This window comes from Bhargavaea ullalensis, from assembly GCF_042432615.1.
Classification (GTDB): Bacteria; Bacillota; Bacilli; order Bacillales_A; family Planococcaceae; genus Bhargavaea; species Bhargavaea ullalensis.
On sequence record NZ_JBHLWY010000010.1, the window covers coordinates 13008 to 36027 of the forward strand.

The window sequence follows — 23020 nt, forward strand, 5'->3', positions numbered from 1 at the left end:
GAGGGGAGCGGATGGAAATCGGGTCGCCCGGAATGCTGTGGACGGCGGTCATCCCGGCAGCCGTCGTGCTTTATTACTTTTTTACAAAGCGCTATGACGATCTCATCATTCCGAGCACGCTGTTTTTTGAAGAGACGAAGCGGCATGAGGAGGCGTCGCCTTTTCTCCGCCGTCTCAGGCGGAATGCCTTGTTTTACCTCCAGATGGCAGCGCTGCTTCTGTTCGTGTTTCTCCTTCTCGGCCCTGCGCTCGGCAAAGGAGCGCAAAAGACGGGAGAAGTGCTGTTCATCGTGGATGCGTCCGCTTCGATGCTCGCGGAAACGGACGGCCGGACACTGTTTGAGCAACACCGGCAGACAATGGGTGAACTGGTCCGTGGGCATCCAAACAGCCGGTTCACCGTCATACAGGCCGGCGAAGAGCCGGAAATCTTGCTGTCCCGCTCGGATGTTCCCGGGGAAGTGCTCGGCATCCTCGACGGCCTCCGGGTGACGTACGGACCTGAAGAGATGGAAAGCACTTTGGCGCTCGCAGTGACGGCGGCGGACGGCCTGTCTGCGACCGCCCACGTGTTCACCGATTCCCTTGAGGGGAAGAGCCTGCCGGAAACAGAAGGGCTCGCCTGGCGGGTGCATGCGGCCGGGAAGGCTCCGGACAACGTTTCGGTGGAGGCGTTCGGCGTGGCAGACACGCCGGACGGGCGTTCGGCAATCGCAAAGGTGGGCAATCAGTCCGGCGCAGAAAAACGGATCACGCTTTCTGTACGGGACGAAACGGGACAACGGGCAGCGGAACCCCGGGAGATGACGCTGGAACCGGGAACATCCGAGAATATCCGGATCGACGGCTTAAGGGAGGCAGCCGCCTATTCGCTTCAGGCGGATGCGGAAGACGGCTATGAGCCTGACAACGAGGCGTTTGCTGTACCGGGCGGCCGGTCGCTCCCCGTGTATGCGGATTCCCGTCTCCATGCCCTCGTACACAAAGGCCTTCGCGCGGCCGGTTACCGGACACTGCTCTTTGATCCCGGAGAGCAGGGCTCGCTGCCGGACGAAGCGGTCGTCTTCACCCCTGATGAACGGCTGTTCATTCAGCGGGGCGGCCGGACGGTTCTGTTCGGCCGGAGCATGGAAAAATCGTCCGGACCGCCCGCAGCGGCAGACCGTGCCGAAGATTCGCTGTTCTCGTTCGCCCCGCTGGAAGGAGTGTATGTTTCGGAGCTGTACCCGCCGTTTGGAGACAGATTCAAGACGATTGCAGAGGCCGGCGGACGGCCGTTCATCCAGCGTTCGGAAGCGGGCGGCATCGCAGTCCTTGCGGAACCCCAGATGACCGACTGGCCGCTCCGGCCGTCTTTCCCGCTGTTCCTGTGGAGCACCGTAGACCGCTATTCCGCCGAAGGAGGCGGGCTCGGCTCTTTCCTGCCGGGCGAGCTCCGACCGTTGCCGCCTCCGCCGGGTGGAGACGGCTGGGAACTGTTCACGGCCGGCGGTGAATTTGTCGGAGACACCCAAGCCGGCCGCACCTTTCAAGCCCCGAAAAGGCCCGGCCTGTACTTGCTCCGTTCCGCCGGTGAGGAACGGTACCTGGCGGTGGTCCTTCCCGACTCGGAAAAGCATCCGGCTGCGGGACAATCATTCAGTTCGGGCGAAGAGGGGCAGCGGAGCGGGGCGGATCAAGCGGGAACTTCCCCGGCCGTCCCGGTCCTCCTGCTCATTCTCGCATTGATGCTTGCCGAATGGGAGGTGCAGCGCCGTCATGGACTTTCGTATTGAACAGCCGTATTGGCTGCTGCTTGCCGTCCCGGCAGCGATTTATTTGGCCTGGACTTACAGGCGCTCGGTGAAGGGAGGCGGGCGGCGCGGCGTTGTCCTGCTCTTGCTCAGGAGCACGGCCGCGGCCTGTCTGATCATTGCGGCGTCTTCTCCGCATCTTCTGCTCGGAAGCGGCAGACAGCAGATTTTCATTCTTGCCGACCGCTCCGTTTCCATGGATGGAAGCGAAGACGGGGTGGAGTCGTGGCTGTCCGGAGCGGCAGCCGGGAAAAAAGAAAATCAGGATGTCCGCATCCTGTCGTTTGCGGGCTCAGTCCGCGAAGGTTCAAAAGGCGGCGGCTTGCGTAAGGAATCCGGACCGGGCGGAGCGGGAGAGACGGATCTTGAACAGGCGATCCGCCACGCGGCTGCCGCTGCCGGCGGAAAACCGGCCAGGATCGTCCTGCTGACAGACGGCCGGGAAACGAGGGGAGATGCACTCGCCTACGCCCGTTCCGTCCTCCCGCCGCACATCACCGTCGATGCAGTCGAATTTTCTCCTCCTCCCAGAGAGGATGCGGCGGTTTCTTCTTTCCGGATTCCGCCGTCCGGCCGTGCCGGCGAGGTGCTGGATCTGGAAGTGACCGTCGAGTCGACGGCCGCGGCGACTGGCCGTCTGCTTCTTTTTAAAGAGGACCGTCTTGCAGAAGAGCGGACGGTTGAGCTGAGTGAGGGAGAAAACCGGTTTTTGTTCAAGGAAACGCAGGATGATGAAGGGTTCATCCGATATGAAGCCCAGATCATCACGGAAGGCGACGGAATCGGCGAGAACAACAAAATGAACGCGGTGACGGATATCGCGGGGCCGCCCCGTTTCCTCCTCGTCGGACAAGACAACTCGCCGAGTCCGATCGGCAAATGGATCGGGAACGAAAAAGTCCGCGTCGACAGCATCGGCGCGGAAGAACTGCCGAATGACCTTGCCGCATACCTGTCTTATGACGGGATCATCTTTGACAATATCCCCGGACATCTTGTCGGGGAGGACCGGATGGGTCTGATCCAAGAAGCGGTGAAAACGTTCGGAACCGGATTCATGATGGTCGGCGGGGAGGAAAGCTTCGGCCTGGGCGGCTATTACAGGACACCGATCGAAGAACTGCTTCCCGTCTCCATGGACGTCACCGGAACGCACATCATCCCGTCTCTCGGCCTGGTGATCGTCCTGGACAGGTCCGGAAGCATGATGGGCACCAAGCTGGACATGGCGAAAGAGGCCGCTTCCCGGTCGGCGGCACTGCTGCGTCCCGATGACACGCTCGGGTTCATCGCGTTCGATGATGAGCCGTGGGAAGTGATCGAAACGGGTCCTGTCGGCGATCCCGCCAAGGCGCTGGAGTCGATCCAATCGGTGATAACCGGCGGAGGCACCGATCTGTTCCCGGCTGTCCGGCTTGCCGTTGAGCGGCTGTCGGAAGCGGACGCCCAGCGAAAGCATGTGATCCTGCTGACAGACGGGATGTCTGCAGAGGGCGGCGACTACGAAGGCGTGCTGAAGCAGGCTGCATCCAACAACATCACGGTCTCTTCCGTCGCCATCGGATCTGATGCCGATCGTGTGCTGCTCAGCCGGCTTGCAGACCTCGGCTCCGGCCGCTTCTACGATGTCCGTGATGCTGATGCGGTTCCGGCCATCCTGTCCCGGGAGACGGCCATGCTGTCCAGGACTTTCATCGTCGATGAGCCGTTCCGTCCCGCCGTCCGACCGACCGAAGGCTGGGAGGTCCTCTCGGGATCCCTGCCGGAGATGAATGCGTATATCGCCGTGACCGCGAAGCCGTCAGCGGACGTGATCATGGAAAGTCCACTGGAAGATCCGGTCATCGCGGAATGGATGTACGGACTCGGCCGGACGGTCGCCTACACATCGGGTTCCGGCGGATGGAGCGGAGGCTTTGCCGGCTGGGAGGATTGGCCGCGGCTCTGGACGGCTGCAGCCGCCCGTCTGCTTCCTTCTTACCGGGAAGAGCCGTTTGAAGTGACGAGGAGCGAGGACGGCTCCTATCTTGTAACCGGCTCCGGCAGATCCTCTTTCCTGGATGTGGCAGTAGTGGACGCAAAGGGCAATGAAATCGAAGCGTCCGTCGACCCGACCGGTCCCGGGAGTGCAAGGGTGAGGTTTGATCCGGCGCCAGGTCTTGTCTTTTTCAGAATCTCTGGCGACGGGGAAACCTACGCCAAAGTCGGCCTGTCCGTGCCTTATGGGTCGGAATACAGACCCGGCCCGCCCGACGGGAAATTGTTGGAGGCGCTTGCCGAAGAGACCGGCGGCCGGATGGTCGAAAAGCCAGCGGAAGCACTCAGGACGCAGGAAAGGAAGCAGTGGGAAACGGCGCCGGCCTGGCGGTGGTTCGCCCTTTCTTCCATGCTCCTGTTTTTCGCCGACATCACGCTCAGGCGATTCGGCAGTCCGTCGGCAACAGTGAACAAGCGAAGACGGATGAAGGAATCGCCCGGTGCACCAGCCGCCGGTCCGTCCCATATCCAGAGGCTGCTGGATGAAAAAAGGAAAAGTGAATGACGAAAGCCGGAAGGGTGATTGTTTTCCCTTCCGGCTTTCTTTGATGTTATCCCGCCGTCTGCACCTCACGGGTCCTGAGATGATTGAGCCGTTCGCGGTTTTTTGCGGCCCAAATTGATGTGATCGCCAGGCAGCCCGACAGGATGAGCATCCCGGCCACATACGGGTAAGCCATGTTTACGTCAAAGAGAGTTCCCGCAAGAGCCGGTCCGATCATGTTTCCGAGGCTCATATAGGCGTTCATCAGCCCTGCGGCAAATCCTTGGCCGTCGCCCGCCATTTTGGAGATGAGCGTGTTGATCGCCGGCCTCAGCAGGGAGGTCGCCGTAAAGAAGAAAGTCGCCACGAGCAGGATCGTCCAGAACGTGTGCACAAAAAGGATGCCGATCATCGCAATGGCGGCCACGGCGAGGTTCACCAGAATCACCTGCATCTCGCCGAACTTCTTGAAAAGGGGGCCGACAACGAATGTCTGGACGATGACGCCGATGAATCCGCCGACGGTGAGGAGGACCGCGATGTCCGAAGGCGTATAATTGTATTTCTTATCCACATAGAACGAGATCGTCGCCTGGAAGTTGGCCAGCCCGAATGAAAAGACGAGCATGATGATCAGCAGGACGAAATACGGCATCGCTGCCGAGCGCCGGAGCTGGGAGATGATGTTGTCACCCGGTTTCCCGGATCCCTCTTCAGGCCGGTGTGCCGGAGCATGGGGATCGGGGAGGATGAACCAGGATGAAAGAGCCGCGATGAGGGCCGCGCTGCAGGCAATGTAAAACGGGAACTGAAGGCTGACATTGGCGAGGAATCCTCCGATCGACGGTCCGATCATGAACCCGAGTGACATGGAAGCCCCGAGCCAGCCCATTCCCTTGCCGCGCTCTTCGAATGTCGTGATGTCCGCGACGAATGCCATCATCGGCGGCACGAGAAAGGCTGAGCCGAGACCGCTCAGGAAACGGGCGGCGAACAAAATCCACAGATGGCTTGCGAGACCGAAGATGAGCTGGGAAACGCCAAAGACGACAAGCCCGAAAATAATGAGCTTCTTTCTTCCATACCGGTCCGATAAATTGCCGGACAGCGGGGAGAAGAGGAACTGGGCAAACGCGAATGTGGCGATGAGAAAGCCGAACACCTGGCCGGCCGCGCCGAACGTGTCCAGATAACCGGGCATGATCGGGATGATCAACCCGATTCCGGCCATCGCAATGAACATATTGAACATGAGAATATAAAGCGCAAACCGGTTGCTCTTTACGGCCATGCCGCATCACTGCTCCTTTTTCTTTCGAGTGTCTAATCATTTTACCACATCGGCCGTCCGTCTTCCTCTGCCCGGGTCAAAAATTTTCTGGCCCGGGAAGCAATTAAGCTGGAAGGACGTTGTCCCCGTCTGCGGACCAGGCCGCAAAACTCCCATACAACCAAAACGGCAGGAGCACCGGGCTCCTGCCGTTTGTTCAGTTCATTTCCATTTTGAATTTCAGGAATCGCTCGTTGTAGATGCCGAGCATTTCAGGACCGAGGTCGCGATACACTTCAAGGTGTTCGCGGGTCTCTTCGTCGGGATAGAATCGTTCGTCATTGACAACTTCCGGATCCATCAGGCCAAGGGCATCTTTGTTCGGCGTGGAATAGCCGACGTAATCCGCGTTTTGCGCGGCCACTTCCGGATCGAGCATGAAGTTGATGAATTTGTGGGCGCCGTCAATGTTGGCCGCCGTTTTCGGGATGACCATGTTGTCGAACCAGAGATTGGAGCCTTCCTCGGGAACGGCATAGTCGAGCGAGTCATTTTCGCTCATCATATCCGCAGCCTGGCCGGACCAGGTGAGGGCGACGGATGCTTCATTGCGCTGCATCATCTGGGTGATTTCGTCCCCGATGATCGCTTTTACATTCGGTGCAAGCTCGGACAACTTCGCGGAAGCCTCATCGAGTTCCCGCCTGTCCGTCGAGTTCAGGGAGTAGCCGAGAATATTCAGCCCCATCCCGACCACTTCGCGTGCGCTGTCGACAAGAATCACTTTTTGTCTGAGGGCGGGATCCCACAGATCATCCCAGCTGCTGAAGTCGTATTGTCCCCCGAGCAGTTCGGGATTGAAGACGATGCCGAGCGTTCCCCAGAAGAACGGGATGGAGTATTCATTGTCCGGATCGAACGGCAGGTCCAGGAAGTACGGATCGATATGCTTCAGGTTCGGGAGCTTCGAGTGGTCCAGCGGGATGAGGAGGTTGTTCTCCCTCATTTTCTCGATCATATATTCCGACGGGACGGCGACATCGTAGGAAGTGCCGCCCTGCTGGATCTTCGTCATCATCGCTTCGTTGGAGTCGAACGTTTCATAGACGACCCGGATGCCGGTTTCCTCCGTGAATTGCTTCAGCAGGTCCGGATCGATGTATTCGCCCCAGTTGTAGACGGTGATCGTGTCGGCGCCCGCCTTGCCGGAAGTTTTGCCGAGCTCGGCATTCGCCCAGATGAGCAGTGCCGATGCGATGAGGACGGCCAGTGCCGCCCGGATGATGTCCTTCATCTCTTCACCCCCGTGATCGGCGTTTTGCCCCGGCGGTTCAGTGCATAATAGCCGAGGACGAGCCCGACTGTGACGATGAACAGCAGGCCGGACAGCGCATTGATGGTGAGCGTCACGCCGGTGCGAGCCATTGAATAGATTTCGACGGACAGCGTGCTGAAGCCGTTGCCGGTGACGAAGAACGTCACGGCGAAGTCATCGAGCGAATAAGTGAGGGCCAGGAAAAAGCCCGCAAAAATGCCCGGTTTGATGTACGGGATGATGACACGGGTGAGCACATCCTTGCCGGAAGCGCCGAGGTCGCGCGCTGCGTCGATGAGAGAGTCGCTCATCTCCAGCAGTTTCGGCAACACCATCAAGACAACGATCGGCACGCTGAAGGCGATATGCGAGACAAGAACAGACGTAAACCCGAGCTTGACGCCGAGAGATGTGAACAGGATGAGGAACGACGCGCCGATGATGACGTCCGGACTGACGATGAGCACGTTGTTCAGCGACAGCAGGGTGTTGCGGAGCTTGCGGTTTTTCAGATAGACGATCGCAAGCGCGCCGAGGACACCGATCGTCGTCGCGAGCAGTGAAGACAGGAGGGCGACGATCACCGTGTTGAAGACGATCATGATGAGCCGGGTGTCTTCGAACACCGCTGCATAATGCTCCCAAGTGAACGATTCAAAAGATGACATCGTCCCGCCCGAGTTGAACGAATAAAAAATCAGAAAGAAGATCGGGGCATACAAGATCAAAAAGACGAGTCCGAGGAACAGCTTCTGCCCCTTAGCGGTTTTTCCCATGTCCGGACCCTCCTTTTTCCCTCTGCTCGGTGAAGAGCATGATGATGAACATGAACAGGATGAGGAAGACGGCGATCGTCGATCCCATTCCCCAGTTTTGAGTGACGAGGAACTGCTGCTCGATGGCGGTGCCGAGCGTGATGACCTTGTTGCCGGCGATGAGCCGCGTGATCATGAACAGCGACAGCGCGGGAATGAAGGTGACCTGGATCCCGGACTTGACGCCGTTCATCGTGAGCGGCAGGATGACCCGGCGGAATGTCGTCCAGGAGTTTGCGCCGAGATCACGCGATGCATCGATGAGCGCGGGATTCAGCCGGTCGATCGCATTGAAGATCGGCAGAATCATGAACGGGATGAAAATATACACCGATACGAACACGAAGCTGAAATCGGTGAACAGGAGCTGCCGGTGCCCGATCCCGATTGCGGCGAAAAACGCATTGATCGGACCGTACTGGCCGAAAATGCCGATGAACGCGTACGTTTTCAGCAGCAGGTTGATCCAGGACGGGATGATGATGAGCAGCAGCCAGAGCTGCTTGTGCTTCGTTTTTGTCAGGAAATACGCCGTCGGGTAGGAGATCACAAGGGAAAACAATGTAATCAGGAACGCATACCAGAACGAGCTCAGCGTGAGCCGAAGATAGATCGACGAGAAGAAGTTCCGGTAATTTCCGAGTGTGAACCCTCCGTCCAAATCGAACAGCGAGTAATAGCCGACAAGTGCAATCGGAGCAATGACGAACAGCAGGATCCAGGCGCCGTACGGAATGAGGTAGAACGCGCGGGCGGCCTTACTCTGCATAACCCGTCACCTCGTAAGACTCGAGCCTCCGGTCAAAGTCTTCTTCGGTCTCGTTCAGCCTCATGACGTGGATCGCCTCTGCGTCAAAATCGAGTCCGATTTCATCGCCCACCTGCGCTTTCCGGGTGGAGTGGACGAGCCACTCATTGCCGTCCTTGTCGTACGTCGACAGTTCATAGTGGACGCCCCGGAACAGCTGGGTGTCGACCGAGACGACGAGTTTCCCTTTCTCGGAAGAAGTGATCTCCAGGTCTTCCGGCCGGATGACGACTTCGATTTTCTCGTTCGGATCCAGGCCGGCATCCACGCATTCGAATTCCTTGCCGGCAAAGCGTACGAGCCGGTCCCGGATCATGACTCCGTCGACAATGTTGGACTCGCCGATGAAATCCGCGACGAACCGGTTGATCGGCTCGTCGTAAATGTCGATCGGCGTGCCGGACTGGACGATCTTGCCCGCATTCATGACGAAGATCTCATCCGACATCGCAAGCGCCTCTTCCTGGTCGTGCGTGACGAAGATGAAAGTCTTGCCGAGGCGCTGCTGCAGCTCCCGCAATTCATACTGCATCTCGGTGCGCAGCTTCAGATCAAGCGCGGAGAGCGGTTCATCGAGCAGGATAATCTCCGGATCGTTCACGATGGCCCGGGCGATGGCGACCCGCTGTCGCTGGCCGCCGGACATCTCGGAAATCTCGCGGTTCTCGTATCCTTCGAGATTGACGAACTTGAGCGCCTCCCCGACCCGCTTCTTCACCTCGGCCTGCTTCACTTTTTTGATCCTCAGGCCGAATGCGACATTTTCAAACACATTCAGGTGGGGGAAGAGCGCATAGTCTTGAAAGACGGTATTCACCTGGCGTTCGTTCGGCGGAACGTCATTGATGTTCTTGCCGTTGAATAAAATCCGTCCGTCGGTCGGCTCGATGAATCCGGCGATCAGCCGGAGAATCGTCGTTTTGCCGCAGCCGGACGGACCGAGCAGCGTGTAAAATTTCCCGCGTTCCATTTCGAAGCTGATGTTGTCCAGGACGGTCGCATCGTCGCTGTACCGCTTGGTGACGCCTTCAAATCGGATGATGGGCTGTGTAGTCAATGTCAAACCTCCAGTTTCGTCAAAGATAGGATTCGGTTGCCACGAGCAGGCACTCCGCATCGGTCTGTCCGGCGTTTGAGACCCGGTGGTCATCCGCCGCCTCGTAATAGACGGCGTCCCCCGCCGCGGCCAGGAAAGTTTCTTTGCCAAGCTCAATCTTGATCTTCCCCTTGAGGACGTAGATGAACGTTTCCGAGAGGGACGGCTCGAATTCCTTGAACCGACCGCCGGGTCCGAGTGTGAGGAGCACCGGCTCCATCAAGTTTTCGTTTGATTCGGAAACGAGCCAGCGGACGGTGAATTTCCGTTCGGCATCCGTGTTCAGCGTGTGCTCGTCTTTGCGGAATACAATTTCCCGCCGCTCGGCCCCGTCATCGAAAAACTCTTTCGGCGACGAACCGAGCACTTCCAGCAGGGAGAAAAGCGTTTCGATGGAAGGGGAGGTGAGGTCCCGCTCCAATTGGGAAATGTAGCCTTTGCTTAAATCTGTCCGTTCGCCCAGCTCTTCTTGGGTCAGTCCTTTTTTCAGCCGGAGCCGCTTGATCTTTTTTCCGATTTGCATCGGGATTCCTCCCGTCGGTTTACTGTTATCAAACTTAAAGTTTAGTAAAACACGTTTCATTATACAAAAACAGTGGAGGATTGCAAGCAAAAAAAGCGGCCGGAAACATCGGCCGCTTGATCAAAGGTCCATATCATTCCATCTCATCCGTAGCTTACGCCAAAGCGTGCGGCCGAGCGTAGTGACGGACAGGTAAACGGACAAGGCAATTCCAATCACGGCGGTGAGCAGGGAAATCCACTCGAAAAAGCCGTAAGATTCGATCTCCGTCCAGCTTGTATCGTCTTTCCAGTCGTCAATGACCAAGTTCATGCCATAAATCCCGGATATCACCGTGAACACGGTGAGGAAGAACAGGAGCAGGTTCATCCGTGACGTGGCCGAGTTTTCCTGGACACGGTAAAGTTCATCGAGGGTTTCCTTCACTTCCCGGTACAGGACATCGAGCGTGAACGCTTCACGGAAACGCCGTCCGAGTTCCTTTCCTTCCTGGCGCGCGCTGATATGCTCGAAGTAATACCAGGAAGAAAAGATCGTGATGAGCTGGATGAGGCGCTTCAGGAATTCCTCGTCTTTGTCCCATTTCAGGCGGCTGTATTCAAACGAGACGCGCAGCAGCATGATCCGGTAAAAGTAGTGGATGAGGAAGTTGTAGTAATGCGTGCTCATGAAATGGGCAAGCGGTCGTTCCATCTCCGACCGCGGCTTCGTCGAAATCGCCGCGAACGTGTAGTCAGTCGTCAGCAGATAATAACCCGGCGCCCATCGGTCATGGAGATATTTGTCCAAGTAGTCCTGGACGTATTTCCTGTTGGTCGTTGAGATGAATCGGTTTCCATGCGCATCCAGGCCGTCCACACGTCCGATGCGAAAAAGCTGTTCATCGGAAATTTCCGTGCCGGGCTCTGTGAAGTAAAAGGCATGGACGTACATCCGTTCATCTTCAAAGTAGGGGAGGCTCCCGAAATAGCCGGTCAGCCGCTCATCGTGGATGATGAACGGCTTCATGGCCGCCGCCATTCGTCCAAGAAGAAAGTCATGGATGTTTTCGTAAAACTCCCCGTCGTTGCAGTGGATTGATGTTCCTTTTTCTTCCTTCAGCTTATTTTCGGCCGCCCGGAAGTGCTGGTTGAAGTCCAGGATGCCGGAAAGGGGGAGAGGACCGGTCAGCAGCTCCACACGGGTTGTCAGGAACGCCAGCCCGAACGGGGCGAGCGTAATGTCGATGCTGATGATCCGGAATGGATAGGAGCGGTCCTTCACTTCGAGAATGTATTCTTCGCAGATCGGTTTCGAAAACCGGCGGAACCCGTAATCCTCCGGAGATTCCGGGAACAGTTTTTGCTCCACATAGGGGAGGAAATACTGATCGAGCTCTTCCCGCATGACCTGGACACCCTCCGGATAGATGGCCTTCAGAGAAGCGGAATCGTCCAATGAAAAAAATTTAAAGCCGTCTTGCTCAAGGGCGACGGTTGCCTGCCGGGCCTTCTTCTTTCGGTAGGCAAACGGAAGGACGAATGCCAGATGGGCTTCCGTCACCGTAAAATCGGCCGGCTCTGCAATCACTTCCATAAATTCACCGCGATTCATTGTTGTTTTGTTTGGATGTGGTACACTAATGGAAAAAGGAGGGGCAGCCAATTGGAACAAAGAAATAACTTCTTCCTGAACCCCGGCGGCAGAAAGGGGCGGAACAATGTCTCCCCGGTCGTCGAAGGGATTTTCCTGATGACGAAAGACCGGATCATCCCCTATGAGGAACTCGACGATTATTGCGAAGTCTGCCTGGAGCCACTGTCGTATGATGCGACATACGATGCTGCCTACTGCGCCGAATGCAATGAGTGGCGGGAAGAGGCCTGCAGCGATCCATCTTGCCAATTTTGTTCCGCCCGTCCAAAACGTCCGCACAACCGGAGCTGATCAGCCCGGTATTCATAAAACACATTCCCTCAAGCGGCATGCCGATAAACACGGCTGCCCGCAGGAAGGCAATCCAGACAGACGGAGGACCGGAACATGAAAAAAGAATTTGTGGTCATCGGCCTCGGCCGGTTCGGCGGCAGCATCGTCCGCGAACTGATCCAGCAGGGGGCGGATGTCCTGGCGATCGACCGGGATTCCGAGCGGGTCGATGAATTTGCAGCGATTGCCACGCAGGCGGTCGCCGCAGACACGACGGACGAGCAGGCGCTCGTGTCACTCGGCATCCGGAACTTCGAGCATGTCATCGTGGCGATCGGCGAGCACATCCAGTCGAGCATCCTGACGACGCTCATCCTGAAGGAACTCGGCGTCGCCAAGATCACCGTCAAGGCCCAAAATGACTACCATGCAAAAGTACTGCAGAAAATCGGCGCCGACCAGGTCGTCCACCCGGAACGGGACATGGGTATCCGGATCGCCAATAATATGATGTCCAATAACATCCTGGATTATCTGGAATTATCGGATGAGCACTCCATCATGGAGATCAAGGCGAACGAACTGCTCGCCGGCCATACAATCCTCGACCTGGACATCCGCGCACGCTACGGCATCAACATCGTCGCCATCAAACGAGGGGAGGAGGTCGTCGTCTCCCCGATGGCCGACGAACAAATCCAGCTCGGCGACATCCTGATCATCATCGGCTCGGACGGCGATATCCTCCGGTTCGAGAAGAAGGCCCTTCACTAATTAAAAACAAGCCGCATGCCCCCGGGCCTGCGGCTTTTCTGACTGTGGTGCAACATTCAGAGCGGCTTATCAGATCATGTCTAAATAAAGCCTTCGCGCTCACTCAAGGGTTGTATGATTCCACTCGAGCCATCAACGCGCTCACTCGCAGCCTTTGCGATTCCACTCGCACATTAGTCTTGTGTAAACTCCATCAGTCGAAGAAATCCGCTCGCTTACCGCGGGCGTTGCCTCAGCCTCCTCGAGCTCCGCTCTGCGGGGTCTTCGACGGACGCTGTTCACGCAGGTGTCTCGCGGATTTCTTCTTCTACTTACATAGAGATCTGGACGTTAGTGCTTTCCCGACGATGTAGGGTATTATCCAGACATTCGCGGGCGCAATCCCGACATTCGGAGCGTCAATCCCGACATTCGCGGGCGCAATCCCGACATTCACCCATAACAAAAAACCGCATCCTCCTGGAAGGATGCGGCAGAACTTATAAATCAGACTTCCATGACGACCGGCAAAATCATCGGCCGGCGTTTGGTTTTGTCAAACAGGTATGGTCCGAGTATGTCGGAAATCTGGCTTTTCAGGGCTTCGGGATCCGGCTCTTTTGACGAGGCGACCGACTGGCGGAGCCTGCGGTTCAGCATCGACTGGGCTTCGTTGATCATCGCGCCCGACTCACGCATGTAGACGAATCCGCGGGAGATGAGGTCGGGGCCGGAGACGATCTTGCCTTTTGCTTTGTTGAGCGTGACGACCACAATGACGAGGCCGTCCTCGGAAAGAACCCGGCGGTCGCGCAGAACCACGTTGCCGATGTCGCCGATCCCGCTTCCGTCGATGTACACATCACCCGACGGAACACGGCCGGCAAGGCGGGCTTCGTCGGAACCGAGCGCCAGCACGTCGCCGTTTTCCATGATAAAGATGTTTTCCTCCGGCACGTCACATTGGACGGCCAGGGACTTGTGCATCTTCAGCATCCGGTATTCGCCGTGGATCGGCATGAAGAACTTCGGCTTGATCAGGCGGAGCATGAGCTTCTGTTCCTGCTGGGAGCCGTGCCCGGATGTGTGGATATTGTTGAGCGATCCGTGGATGACTTCGGCGCCCGCCCGGAACAGCAGATTGATTGTCCGGTTGACGCTCGCGATGTTGCCCGGAATCGGGGAAGACGAAAAGATGACAGTGTCGCCAGGCTGGATCTGGATCTGCCGGTGCGTACCGTTGGCGATCCGGGAAAGGGCCGCCATCGGCTCGCCCTGGCTGCCCGTGCACAGGATCAGTGCTTCATTGGCCGGAAGCCGGTTGAGCGTCTGGGTGTCGACGAACATTTCCTTCGGCGCGTCGATATAGCCGAGTTCGCGGCCGATCGTGATGGCGTTGTCCATGCTGCGGCCAAACACGGCGATTTTCCGTCCGTGCTTGATCGCCGCGGTCACCGCCTGCTGGAGCCGGTAGATGTTGGACGCGAACGTCGCGAAGATGATGCGGCCGTCCACCTTGCGGAAGATCTCGTCGATGCTTTCGCCGACTTTCTTCTCGGACATCGTGAAGTCCGGAACTTCCGCATTCGTGCTGTCCGACAGGAGGCAAAGGACGCCTTCCTCCCCGATCTGTGCCATTTTCGCGAGGTTGGCCGGCTCGCCGACCGGTGTGAAGTCGAACTTAAAGTCACCGGTGTGGACAATGTTGCCCGGAGGCGTTTTCACGACAATTCCGAAGGCGTCCGGAATGCTGTGTGTCGTCCGGAAAAAGCTGACCGAGGTTTTGCGGAATTTGATCACGTCGTCTTCTTTGATTTCAATGAGCTTCGTACGGCGAAGCAGGCCGTGTTCTTCGAGTTTGTTGCGCAGGAGCCCAAGTGCGAGCTTGCCGCCATACACAGGGATGTTGACTTTCTTCAAAAGATAAGGAATTCCGCCGATATGGTCTTCGTGGCCGTGTGTGACGAAAAGGCCCTTGATCTTATCTGCGTTCCGTTCGATGTACGTATAATCCGGGATGATGTAGTCGATCCCGAGAAGGTCATCGTCAGGGAACATGATACCCGCGTCGATCAGGATGATTTCATCCTGAAACTGGACCGCGTACGTGTTTTTGCCGATTTCGCCCAGTCCGCCCAGTGCGAAAACGGCTGTCTGGTCATTTTTTACAGACTTCATCCGGATTACACCTGCTCAACGTGGAAGTTCTCGGACTTCATCTCATATTCAAGATGCCCGCCTTCCAGCAGCTGGATGTATTCGATGTTGTAGCCGCGTTCCTTCACGCTAGCGCGGACCTGGCGCTCGTTCTCTGCCTCGACATACATGGATTTTGTGTTTTCGCGGACCGGCACTTCATGCATGTTCTCTTGGTAAAATACTTTGTAGATCATCTTCTGCTCTCCTTTTTCACGTTCAAATACTTGCCATATCCTTTATAATAGCATGCAGGCCCCGCGAAATAAAGAAAAGCCCCCGGTATGAGCGGGGGCGAATCATCATGCAATGGACTTTTTGCCGAGGATGCCATTGAGCCGTTTCAACCATCGACGCTTCAAGCGTTTCAGCATGGCAATCACTCCTTGTCCCTATTATATGCATGAATGAATGTTCTGTCAAGTGTTTTTCAAAGTTTGGGAGGAGGAAATGTGCTTGGGTAAAATTTTGTTTTTCGATATTGACGGTACGCTCTATGACCATGAGAAGAAGCTTCCCGCGTCAGCGAAAAAGGCCATTTTAGCGGCACGGAACAACGGCCATCTGATCGCCATTGCAACCGGCCGGGCGCCTTTCATGGTGCAGCCGGTGCTTGATGAGCTGGAGATCGACACGTATGTCTGTTTCAACGGACAGTATGTCGTCCACCGCGGCGCAGTTGTTCACCAGGGCACACACGACCCGGTGCTGCTGGGGCGGATCAAGCAGGAAGCAGACCGGCGCGGCCATCCGCTCGTCTACATGGACGACAGCGAGATGGTCGCTTCCGGTGAAGGGCACGGGTATGTCCGGGAGGGCCTTGGCACACTCAAGATCACTTACCCGAGGGTCGAAGCGGATTTTTACAAACGCCACCCGGTGCACCAGGCGCTCCTTTTCTGCAAAGAAGAGGAAGAAGAAGGCTACAGAAAAACTTTCCCTGAAGTGGAATTCGTCCGCTGGCAGCGCGTCAGCTGCGACATCCTTCCCGGCGGTGCGTCAAAGGCCGCCGGCATGGAACATATCCTGGAGCGGGAGGGTCTGAAGATGGAGGATGCGATTGCATTTGGCGACGGCTTGAATGACCGGGAGATGCTGGCGGCCGCCGGAATCGGCGTCGCGATGGGGAACGGGCATGACGAAGTGAAACGGCTGGCCGACTACGTGGCCGGAGACGTGGCGGAAGACGGCATCGCACGCATTCTTGAAGAGCTCGGTCTCGTCTGAACGTCCATCGGTCAAATCAAAAAGGCAAGAGGCATCCTTTAGGGCCCCTTGCCGTTTTTTTATTCGTTTTCTCCGAGCGGCTTTGCATCGGGATAGTTTCTGAACGGTTCATCGGGATCGATGTGATCGTAGAACATGACACCGTTCAGATGATCGAGCTCGTGCTGGAATGCGATTGCCGGCAGTCCCTTCAGCCGTCGCTTGATCGGCTCCCCGTCAGGCGTGAAGCCTTTGATCGTCACTTTTGCATAGCGGGGGACGAAGCCCGGGACTTCCCGGTCGACCGACAAGCATCCTTCGCCGCCGGGAAGATAGGCCTTTGCGCCGGAGTGGCTGGCGATTTTCGGGTTGACGATGACGAAGCTGACGGGCTCGCTGTCTTCATCGACAATGTGCAGCGCGAACATTCTCTTCGGGACATCAATCTGGTTGGCGGCCAGGCCGATCCCCGGACGAAGACCGTATCGTTCGGCTATCTCGGGATTTTGGCTGTTCTTGAGGAATTCGAGCATTTGCCGGGCAGTCTCTTTTTCTTCCTCCGACAAAGGGAGGGCCATCTCTTCCGCTTTCATGCGGAGCGTCGGATGGCCTTCCCGGATAATCCGATCCATCGTAATCATGTTGCAGACTTCCTTTCGTGCGACTTGGCATTACCATTAGTATATCGCGGAAGGGGCATGCATGAAATAAAAATGCCCGATTTCATTGAAAACGGCCGAAACTCCTAATATAGTAAAAGGAACTAAGAAGGGACGGGAGGATTGAAGGAAGTGAAAAAGAAAATTGCAGGCACGGCACTGGCCGCGGCCCTGTTCCTTTCCGCCTGTTCGTTCGGTGCATCCGCCCATGACAAGCTCGCCGGTGCCGTCAGCGACATCCAGGAGGAGGAAAAACCTTTCCTGGAATCACAGGAAGACATGGCCGGCCTTGAGAAAAAAGAAAGCAAGCTGTTCAGCTCGATGATGGAACTGACGAAAGACGATGCCGACAAACTTTCCGGCATGGTGAAAGAAGCGGACGAATCGGTCGATGAGCGGCTGACCCTCCTGGACAAGGGAGACGAGTCGGTCGGGAACGCGGAAAAAAAACTCGCCGCTCTCGATGACGTGAAGACGGATGACGAATCGGCGAAAAAAGCAATCGGTGAACTGAAAGATGCGATGGAAAGCCGTTACGCAGCGCAGCATGACTACTCCAAGCTCTACCGGGAAGCGGCGGATCTTCAGAAGAAGCTGTACGCCATGCTGACCGAAGAAGGGGCCGACTTCAAAGAGATCCAGGACCAGGCCGACGCAGTCAATGCAAAAAATGACGAAGTCCGCGCCGCGCTCGGTGAATTCAACGAGACGACGGAACGGGTCAATGAACTGAAAGCGAAAGCATTTGACCGCATGGAAGAGGACAGCTCAAAGTAATCACTGCAACAAATCAGGGGTGCCGGCGGGCGCCCTTTTTCAATGCCCAAAGAGAGGATTTGCCGGACAGCCGGCGATTTTCCGCATGCTTCCCCAAGATGCGGGGCATGGTTAACTGGGCGGAGAAAGCATCTCAAGACGGACAACGATAGTTTTTCGGTCACTGCGACCGGGAAAGGATAGGATATGGTGCTTTTTTGATATGGTACAAAAGAAGTTGATGTGCTAATACAGTTGCTGAATTGAAGGGTTGTGTACTAATACTAAAAGCGCTTTCAAATCGTTGCATTGACCGGACTTTTCCGTTCTTGTATAATTCATTCGTGAGAAGTTGTACCACCCGCAAGAGGCATACCCGATAATACAGAAAAGGAGAGTTGCAGAACATGGCTGCCAAAAAGTCGAACCGACTCGATCCGGAACAAACGCTCCGTGAGATCGAAGAGAAATTTGAGATGTTCCAGATTCTGAATGAAGAGGGGGAAATCGTCAACAAGGAGCTGGATCCGGGACTTTCCGATGAGGAATTGACCGAACTGATGACACGCATGGTCTGGACACGGATCTTGGACCAGCGTTCGATCTCCCTCAACCGCCAGGGCCGCCTCGGTTTTTATGCGCCGACGGCCGGGCAGGAAGCATCCCAGCTGGCATCACACTTTGCGCTTGAAAAAGACGACTTCATCCTGCCGGGTTACCGGGATGTTCCGCAGATCGTCTGGCACGGACTGCCGCTTGACCTTGCGTTCCTCTGGTCCCGCGGACATTTCCAGGGCAGCGAAATTCCTGACGGCGTCAACATTTTCATGCCGCAGATCATCATCGGCGCCCAGTACATCCAGGCGGCCGGCGTCGCGCTCGGCAAACAGAAGCGTGGCGAAAAGTCGGTCGTCGTCACCTACACGGGTGACGGCGGAACGTCTCAGGGGGATTTCTATGAAGGAATCAACTTCGCGGGTGCCTACAACGCGCCGGCCATTTTCTTCATCCAGAACAACCAGTACGCCATCTCGACGCCCCGCGAGCTGCAGACCGCAGCGAAGACACTTGCACAAAAAGGCGTGGCTGCAGGCATTCCGAGCGTTCTTGTCGACGGGATGGATGCGCTTGCCGTCTATGCGGTGACGAAGCAGGCACGCGAACGCGCGCTCAACGGCGGCGGCCCGACACTCATCGAAACGATGTGCTACCGCTATGGTCCGCACACGATGGCAGGGGACGACCCGACCCGCTACCGTACATCCGAAACGGATTCCGAGTGGGAAAAACGCGATCCGCTCATCCGTTTCCGCAAGTATATGGAGGCGAAGGGCCTCTGGAACGAAGAAAAGGAAAATGAAGTGATCGAGCGTGCCAAGGAAGAGATCAAGGCTGCGATCAAAAAAGCGGACGCCGCTCCGAAACAGAAAGTGAGCGACTTCCTCAAGATCATGTACAAAGGCGACATGCCGCAAAACGTCCAAGAACAACTCGACATTTACACAGAGAAGGAGTCGAAGTAACCGATGGCACAATTGACGATGATCCAGGCCATTACGGATGCCCTCCGTACAGAGCTTAAAAATGATGAAAATGTCCTCGTCTTTGGTGAGGACGTCGGGGTCAACGGCGGCGTCTTCCGCGCCACGGAAGGCCTCCAGAAAGAATTCGGCGAAGACCGCGTGTTCGATACGCCGCTCGCAGAATCAGGAATCGGCGGCCTGGCGATCGGCCTGGCCATGCAAGGTTTCCGCCCGGTTCCGGAAATCCAGTTCTTCGGCTTTGTCTTTGAAGTGATGGACTCCATCAGCGGGCAGCTTGCCCGGCTGAGCTTCCGCACGGCAGGCAAGATGCATGCGCCGGTGACGATCCGTTCGCCGTTCGGCGGCGGCGTTGCGACACCGGAAATGCACGCAGACAACCTGGAAGGCCTCATGGCACAGCAGCCCGGACTCAAAGTGGTCATCCCGTCCGGTCCGTATGACGCGAAAGGCCTTCTCATCTCGGCCATCCGCGATGAAGATCCGGTCATCTACCTTGAGCACATGAAGCTGTACCGCTCGTTCCGCGAAGAAGTGCCCGAAGAGGAATACACGATTCCGCTCGGCAAGGCGGCCGTCAAGCGGGAAGGAACGGACCTGTCCATCATCACATACGGCGCAATGGTCCGTGAAAGCCTGAAGGCGGCGGAAGCGCTCGAGAAGGAAGGGCATTCCGTTGAAGTGATCGACCTGCGCACCGTCCAGCCGCTCGATATCGACACGATCATCTCTTCCGTTGAAAAGACGAACCGTGCGATTGTCGTCCAGGAGGCCCAGCGCCAGGCGGGCATTGCTGCGAACGTCGTTTCTGAAATCACCGAGCGTGCCATCCTGAGCCTGGAAGCGCCGGTTCTCCGCGTAGCGGCACCGGATACGATTTATCCGTTTGCCCAAGGGGAAAACACATGGCTCCCGGATGCAAGCGACATCATGGAAACAGCGAAAAAAGTTCTCGGATTTTGATCATTGAGCGAAAGGAAGGGTGAGAGGCGTGGCTTATGAATTTCGGTTGCCGGACATCGGCGAGGGGATCCATGAAGGCGAGATCGTAAAATGGTTTGTCGGAAAAGGCGATACGATCGAGGAAGATGACACACTCTGTGAAATCCAGAACGACAAGGCCGTCGTTGAAATCCCGTCGCCGGTCGGCGGAACGGTCGAGGAAGTCCTCGTCCAGGAAGGCGAAGTGGCCGTCGTCGGAGATGTGATCATCCGGATCGACTCCCCCGACCACGAGGGAGAGGAAGACACGGCCGGCACGGAGGAAACAGAGGCGCAGGTCCAGTCGACACTGGAATCGGGCCAGGATGTGGAAAAGGCGGAAGCCCCTAAAGGCGGCAAGGAAGAAGGCGTACCTTCGGCTCCGGCACAGTCTGCCGGAAAAGAAACAGACGGACGTCGCGTCATCGCCATGCCGTCCGTGCGCAAATATGCACGCGACCATGACGTCAACATCCGCGAAGTGGAAGGCAGCGGCAAAAACGGCCGTGTGCTCAAAGAGGACATTGATTCGTTCCTGAGCGGCGGACAAAAACAGGAACAGGAAGCTCCTTCGGCAGAAGCGGCGCAGGCGCCACAAGAGCAGGAGCAGCCGGCTGCGGCAAAGGCAACGGTTCCGGAAGGCGACTTCCCGGAAACCCGGGAGAAGATCTCTCCGATCCGCAAAGCGATCGCAAAGGCGATGGTCAATTCCAAGCACACCGCCCCGCACGTCACGCACCTCGACGAAGTGGACGTCACGGCGCTTGTGGAACACCGCCGCAAGTTCAAGGAGATTGCCGCCGAAGAAGGCATCAAGCTGACTTATCTTCCTTACGTCGTCAAGGCGCTCGTTTCCACGCTCCGGAAATATCCGCAGCTGAACGTGTCGTATGATGACAACACCGAGGAAGTCGTCCAGAAGCACTACTACAACATCGGCATTGCGGCCGACACGGACCGCGGACTTCTCGTTCCGGTCATCAAGCATGCGGACCGCAAATCGGTGTTCGCCGTGTCGGATGAAATCAATCAGCTAGCAGGGAAGGCGCGCGACGGCAAGCTCGCCCCGAATGAAATGAAGGGCGGCTCCATCTCCATCTCGAACCTCGGATCGGCGAACGGCCAGTGGTTCACCCCGGTGATCAACCACCCGGAAGTCGCGATCCTCGGAATCGGTCGGATTGCAGAGAAACCTGTTGTCAAAAATGGTGAAATCATGGCCGCTCCTATGTTAGCATTATCGTTGAGCTATGATCACCGGATGATCGACGGCGTCACGGCACAGCAGGCGCTGAACCATATCAAGAAGCTGCTCGCAAATCCGGAACTTTTACTAATGGAGGCGTAAAACAATGGTAGTAGGTGATTTTCCAATTGAAACGGACACACTCGTCATCGGATCCGGCCCAGGGGGATACGTTGCGGCGATCCGTGCCGCGCAGACCGGGCAGAAAGTGACGATCGTGGAACGCGGAAGCCTTGGCGGCGTTTGCCTGAACGTCGGCTGCATCCCGTCGAAAGCCCTCATCTCCGTCGGCCATCGCTATGTGGATGCGCAAGGTGCCGACGCAATGGGCATTACGACCTCCGACGCGAAAATCGACTTCTCCAAAGCCCAGGAATTCAAAAACAGCGTCGTCAAGAAATTGACGGGCGGTGTCGAAGGCCTCCTGAAAGGCAACAAGGTGGAAATCGTAAAAGGCGAAGCGTACTTCGTTGATGCGCACACGGTCCGGGTGATGGACGAAAAATCTGCCCAGACTTATAAATTCAACAACGTCATTCTGGCGACCGGCTCCCGTCCGGTGGAAATCCCTTCGTTTAAGTTCTCGAAGCGGATCATCGATTCGACCGGCGCGCTGTCGCTCGAAGAAGTGCCGGGCAAGCTCGTCGTCATCGGCGGCGGCTACATCGGTACCGAACTGGGTTCGGCTTATGCGAACCTCGGCTCCGAAGTGACGATCCTCGAAGGCGCGAAGGACATCCTCGCGGGCTTTGAAAAGCAGATGACGCAGATCGTCAAAAAAGGCCTCAAGAAAAAAGGCGTTGAAATCGTCACGGGCGCCATGGCAAAAGGCGCAGCAGAAACCGAGAACGGCGTGACGGTCACATACGAAGCCGGCGGCGAAGAGAAGAAAGTCGAAGCCGACTACGTGCTCGTCACCGTCGGCCGCCGTCCGAACACGGATGAAATGGGCCTTGAGGAAGCCGGCGTGAAGTTCGGCGAACGCGGCCTCATCGAAGTGGACCGCCAGGGACGGACAAGCGTGTCCAGCATCTTCGCGATCGGCGACATCGTACCGGGTCCTCAGCTTGCCCACAAAGCTTCCTACGAAGGCAAGGTCGCAGCCGAAGCGATTGCCGGAGAAAAATCCGAAGTGGACTACATGGCCATCCCTGCTGTGTGCTTCACGGATCCGGAACTCGCGACGGTCGGCCTGAGCGAGCAGCAGGCGAAAGACGAAGGCTACGAAGTGACGGCGGGCAAATTCCCGTTCGGCGCAAACGGCCGCGCACTTGCGCTTGATGCAACCGACGGCTTTGTGAAGCTCGTTTCGCGCAAAGAAGACGGACTGCTTCTCGGTGCCCAGATCGTCGGCACAGGTGCATCCGACATGATCGCAGAACTCGGACTGGCCATTGAAGCCGGCATGACGGTGGAAGACATCGCCATGACGATCCATGCCCACCCGACTCTCGGCGAAATCTCGATGGAGGCGGCGGAAGTCGTCCTCGGCTCGCCGATCCACATCCTGAAGTAATCTTTGGACATTCAAAGAGCTGTCCCGAAGGCCGAACCGGCCGCCGGGGCAGCTCTTTTTTTATGTGCAAGCCCGGCCGTCCGGATGTCCTGAGTTCATTGCATGGGCGGGAGCGTG

The 23020-nt window shown here is 56.9% G+C and carries 20 protein-coding genes; 10 read left to right on the forward strand and 10 right to left on the reverse strand.

Annotation, left to right across the window (positions count from 1 at the left end; all coding sequences use genetic code 11):
- Positions 1-11: 11 nt before the first annotated feature.
- Both ACFFIY_RS02730 and ACFFIY_RS02735 read left to right on the forward strand, forming a co-directional pair.
- Positions 12-1775 carry a VWA domain-containing protein gene (locus ACFFIY_RS02730; protein WP_354197284.1) on the forward strand — a complete coding sequence of 588 codons (1764 nt, stop codon included), beginning with the start codon at positions 12-14 and terminating at the stop codon, positions 1773-1775.
- Positions 1759-4335, forward strand: a complete 2577-nt coding sequence (locus ACFFIY_RS02735) for a VWA domain-containing protein (protein WP_354197286.1) — start codon at positions 1759-1761, stop codon at positions 4333-4335. The genes ACFFIY_RS02730 and ACFFIY_RS02735 overlap by 17 nt, the downstream gene beginning before the upstream one ends.
- A 46-nt stretch (positions 4336-4381) precedes the next feature.
- On the opposite strand, the gene ACFFIY_RS02740 is transcribed toward ACFFIY_RS02735, so the two are convergent.
- From ACFFIY_RS02740 to ACFFIY_RS02770, 7 genes are all read right to left on the reverse strand, one after another.
- The gene (locus ACFFIY_RS02740; RefSeq protein WP_354197287.1) at positions 4382-5605 is read right to left on the reverse strand and encodes an MFS transporter; all 1224 of its coding nucleotides are present in this window, start codon (positions 5603-5605) and stop codon (positions 4382-4384) included.
- Between the two features lie 196 nt (positions 5606-5801).
- On the reverse strand, positions 5802-6878 hold the full coding sequence (locus tag ACFFIY_RS02745) for an ABC transporter substrate-binding protein (protein WP_354197288.1): 1077 nt from the start codon (positions 6876-6878) through the stop codon (positions 5802-5804).
- A complete protein-coding gene (locus ACFFIY_RS02750) occupies positions 6875-7675 on the reverse strand; it encodes an ABC transporter permease (RefSeq protein WP_354197290.1) in 801 nt (266 codons plus the stop codon). The genes ACFFIY_RS02745 and ACFFIY_RS02750 overlap by 4 nt, the downstream gene beginning before the upstream one ends.
- Entirely contained in the window at positions 7659-8483 is an 825-nt protein-coding gene (locus ACFFIY_RS02755; RefSeq protein WP_354197292.1) for an ABC transporter permease, read from the reverse strand. The genes ACFFIY_RS02750 and ACFFIY_RS02755 overlap by 17 nt, the downstream gene beginning before the upstream one ends.
- On the reverse strand, positions 8473-9579 hold the full coding sequence (locus tag ACFFIY_RS02760) for an ABC transporter ATP-binding protein (RefSeq protein ID WP_354197295.1): 1107 nt from the start codon (positions 9577-9579) through the stop codon (positions 8473-8475). Before ACFFIY_RS02760 ends, ACFFIY_RS02755 begins: the two co-directional genes overlap by 11 nt.
- A gap of 19 nt (positions 9580-9598) precedes the next feature.
- The gene (locus tag ACFFIY_RS02765) at positions 9599-10141 is read right to left on the reverse strand and encodes a helix-turn-helix domain-containing protein (protein ID WP_354197296.1); all 543 of its coding nucleotides are present in this window, start codon (positions 10139-10141) and stop codon (positions 9599-9601) included.
- A gap of 120 nt (positions 10142-10261) precedes the next feature.
- Positions 10262-11716 carry a magnesium transporter CorA family protein gene (locus tag ACFFIY_RS02770; RefSeq protein ID WP_354197298.1) on the reverse strand — a complete coding sequence of 485 codons (1455 nt, stop codon included), beginning with the start codon at positions 11714-11716 and terminating at the stop codon, positions 10262-10264.
- 69 nt (positions 11717-11785) lie between these two features.
- On the opposite strand from ACFFIY_RS02770, the gene ACFFIY_RS02775 reads away from it, so the two are divergent.
- Both ACFFIY_RS02775 and ACFFIY_RS02780 read left to right on the forward strand, forming a co-directional pair.
- Positions 11786-12067 carry a hypothetical protein gene (locus ACFFIY_RS02775; protein WP_354197300.1) on the forward strand — a complete coding sequence of 94 codons (282 nt, stop codon included), beginning with the start codon at positions 11786-11788 and terminating at the stop codon, positions 12065-12067.
- Positions 12068-12163: 96 nt separating this feature from the next.
- Positions 12164-12823 carry a potassium channel family protein gene (locus ACFFIY_RS02780; protein ID WP_354197301.1) on the forward strand — a complete coding sequence of 220 codons (660 nt, stop codon included), beginning with the start codon at positions 12164-12166 and terminating at the stop codon, positions 12821-12823.
- A gap of 486 nt (positions 12824-13309) precedes the next feature.
- Here the strand turns inward: ACFFIY_RS02780 and rnjA are convergent, their stop codons facing one another.
- The gene (gene rnjA / locus ACFFIY_RS02785) at positions 13310-14980 is read right to left on the reverse strand and encodes a ribonuclease J1 (protein WP_354197303.1); all 1671 of its coding nucleotides are present in this window, start codon (positions 14978-14980) and stop codon (positions 13310-13312) included.
- Between the two features lie 5 nt (positions 14981-14985).
- Complete coding sequence (locus ACFFIY_RS02790) at positions 14986-15195, reverse strand: DNA-dependent RNA polymerase subunit epsilon (protein WP_354197305.1); 210 nt, start codon at positions 15193-15195, stop codon at positions 14986-14988.
- Between the two features lie 259 nt (positions 15196-15454).
- Between ACFFIY_RS02790 and ACFFIY_RS02795 the strand changes: the two genes are divergently transcribed.
- A complete protein-coding gene (locus ACFFIY_RS02795; protein ID WP_354197307.1) occupies positions 15455-16225 on the forward strand; it encodes a Cof-type HAD-IIB family hydrolase in 771 nt (256 codons plus the stop codon).
- A 59-nt stretch (positions 16226-16284) separates the two neighbouring features.
- Here ACFFIY_RS02795 and def read toward each other — a convergent pair whose 3' ends face one another.
- Positions 16285-16845, reverse strand: a complete 561-nt coding sequence (def, locus tag ACFFIY_RS02800) for a peptide deformylase (protein ID WP_354197309.1) — start codon at positions 16843-16845, stop codon at positions 16285-16287.
- A 150-nt stretch (positions 16846-16995) separates the two neighbouring features.
- Here def and ACFFIY_RS02805 point away from each other — a divergent pair, with 150 nt between their 5' ends.
- The 5 genes from ACFFIY_RS02805 to lpdA all read left to right on the forward strand — a co-directional run bounded on the left by ACFFIY_RS02805 (position 16996) and on the right by lpdA (position 22903).
- A complete protein-coding gene (locus ACFFIY_RS02805; RefSeq protein WP_354197311.1) occupies positions 16996-17640 on the forward strand; it encodes a YkyA family protein in 645 nt (214 codons plus the stop codon).
- 386 nt (positions 17641-18026) lie between these two features.
- The gene (gene pdhA, locus ACFFIY_RS02810) at positions 18027-19142 is read left to right on the forward strand and encodes a pyruvate dehydrogenase (acetyl-transferring) E1 component subunit alpha (RefSeq protein WP_354197313.1); all 1116 of its coding nucleotides are present in this window, start codon (positions 18027-18029) and stop codon (positions 19140-19142) included.
- A gap of 3 nt (positions 19143-19145) precedes the next feature.
- Complete coding sequence (locus tag ACFFIY_RS02815; protein WP_354197315.1) at positions 19146-20123, forward strand: alpha-ketoacid dehydrogenase subunit beta; 978 nt, start codon at positions 19146-19148, stop codon at positions 20121-20123.
- A 28-nt stretch (positions 20124-20151) separates the two neighbouring features.
- Entirely contained in the window at positions 20152-21489 is a 1338-nt protein-coding gene (locus ACFFIY_RS02820; protein WP_354197317.1) for a dihydrolipoamide acetyltransferase family protein, read from the forward strand.
- A gap of 4 nt (positions 21490-21493) precedes the next feature.
- Positions 21494-22903, forward strand: coding sequence for a dihydrolipoyl dehydrogenase (lpdA, locus tag ACFFIY_RS02825; RefSeq protein ID WP_354197319.1), 1410 nt, complete (start codon positions 21494-21496; stop codon positions 22901-22903).
- Positions 22904-23020 lie beyond the last annotated feature (117 nt).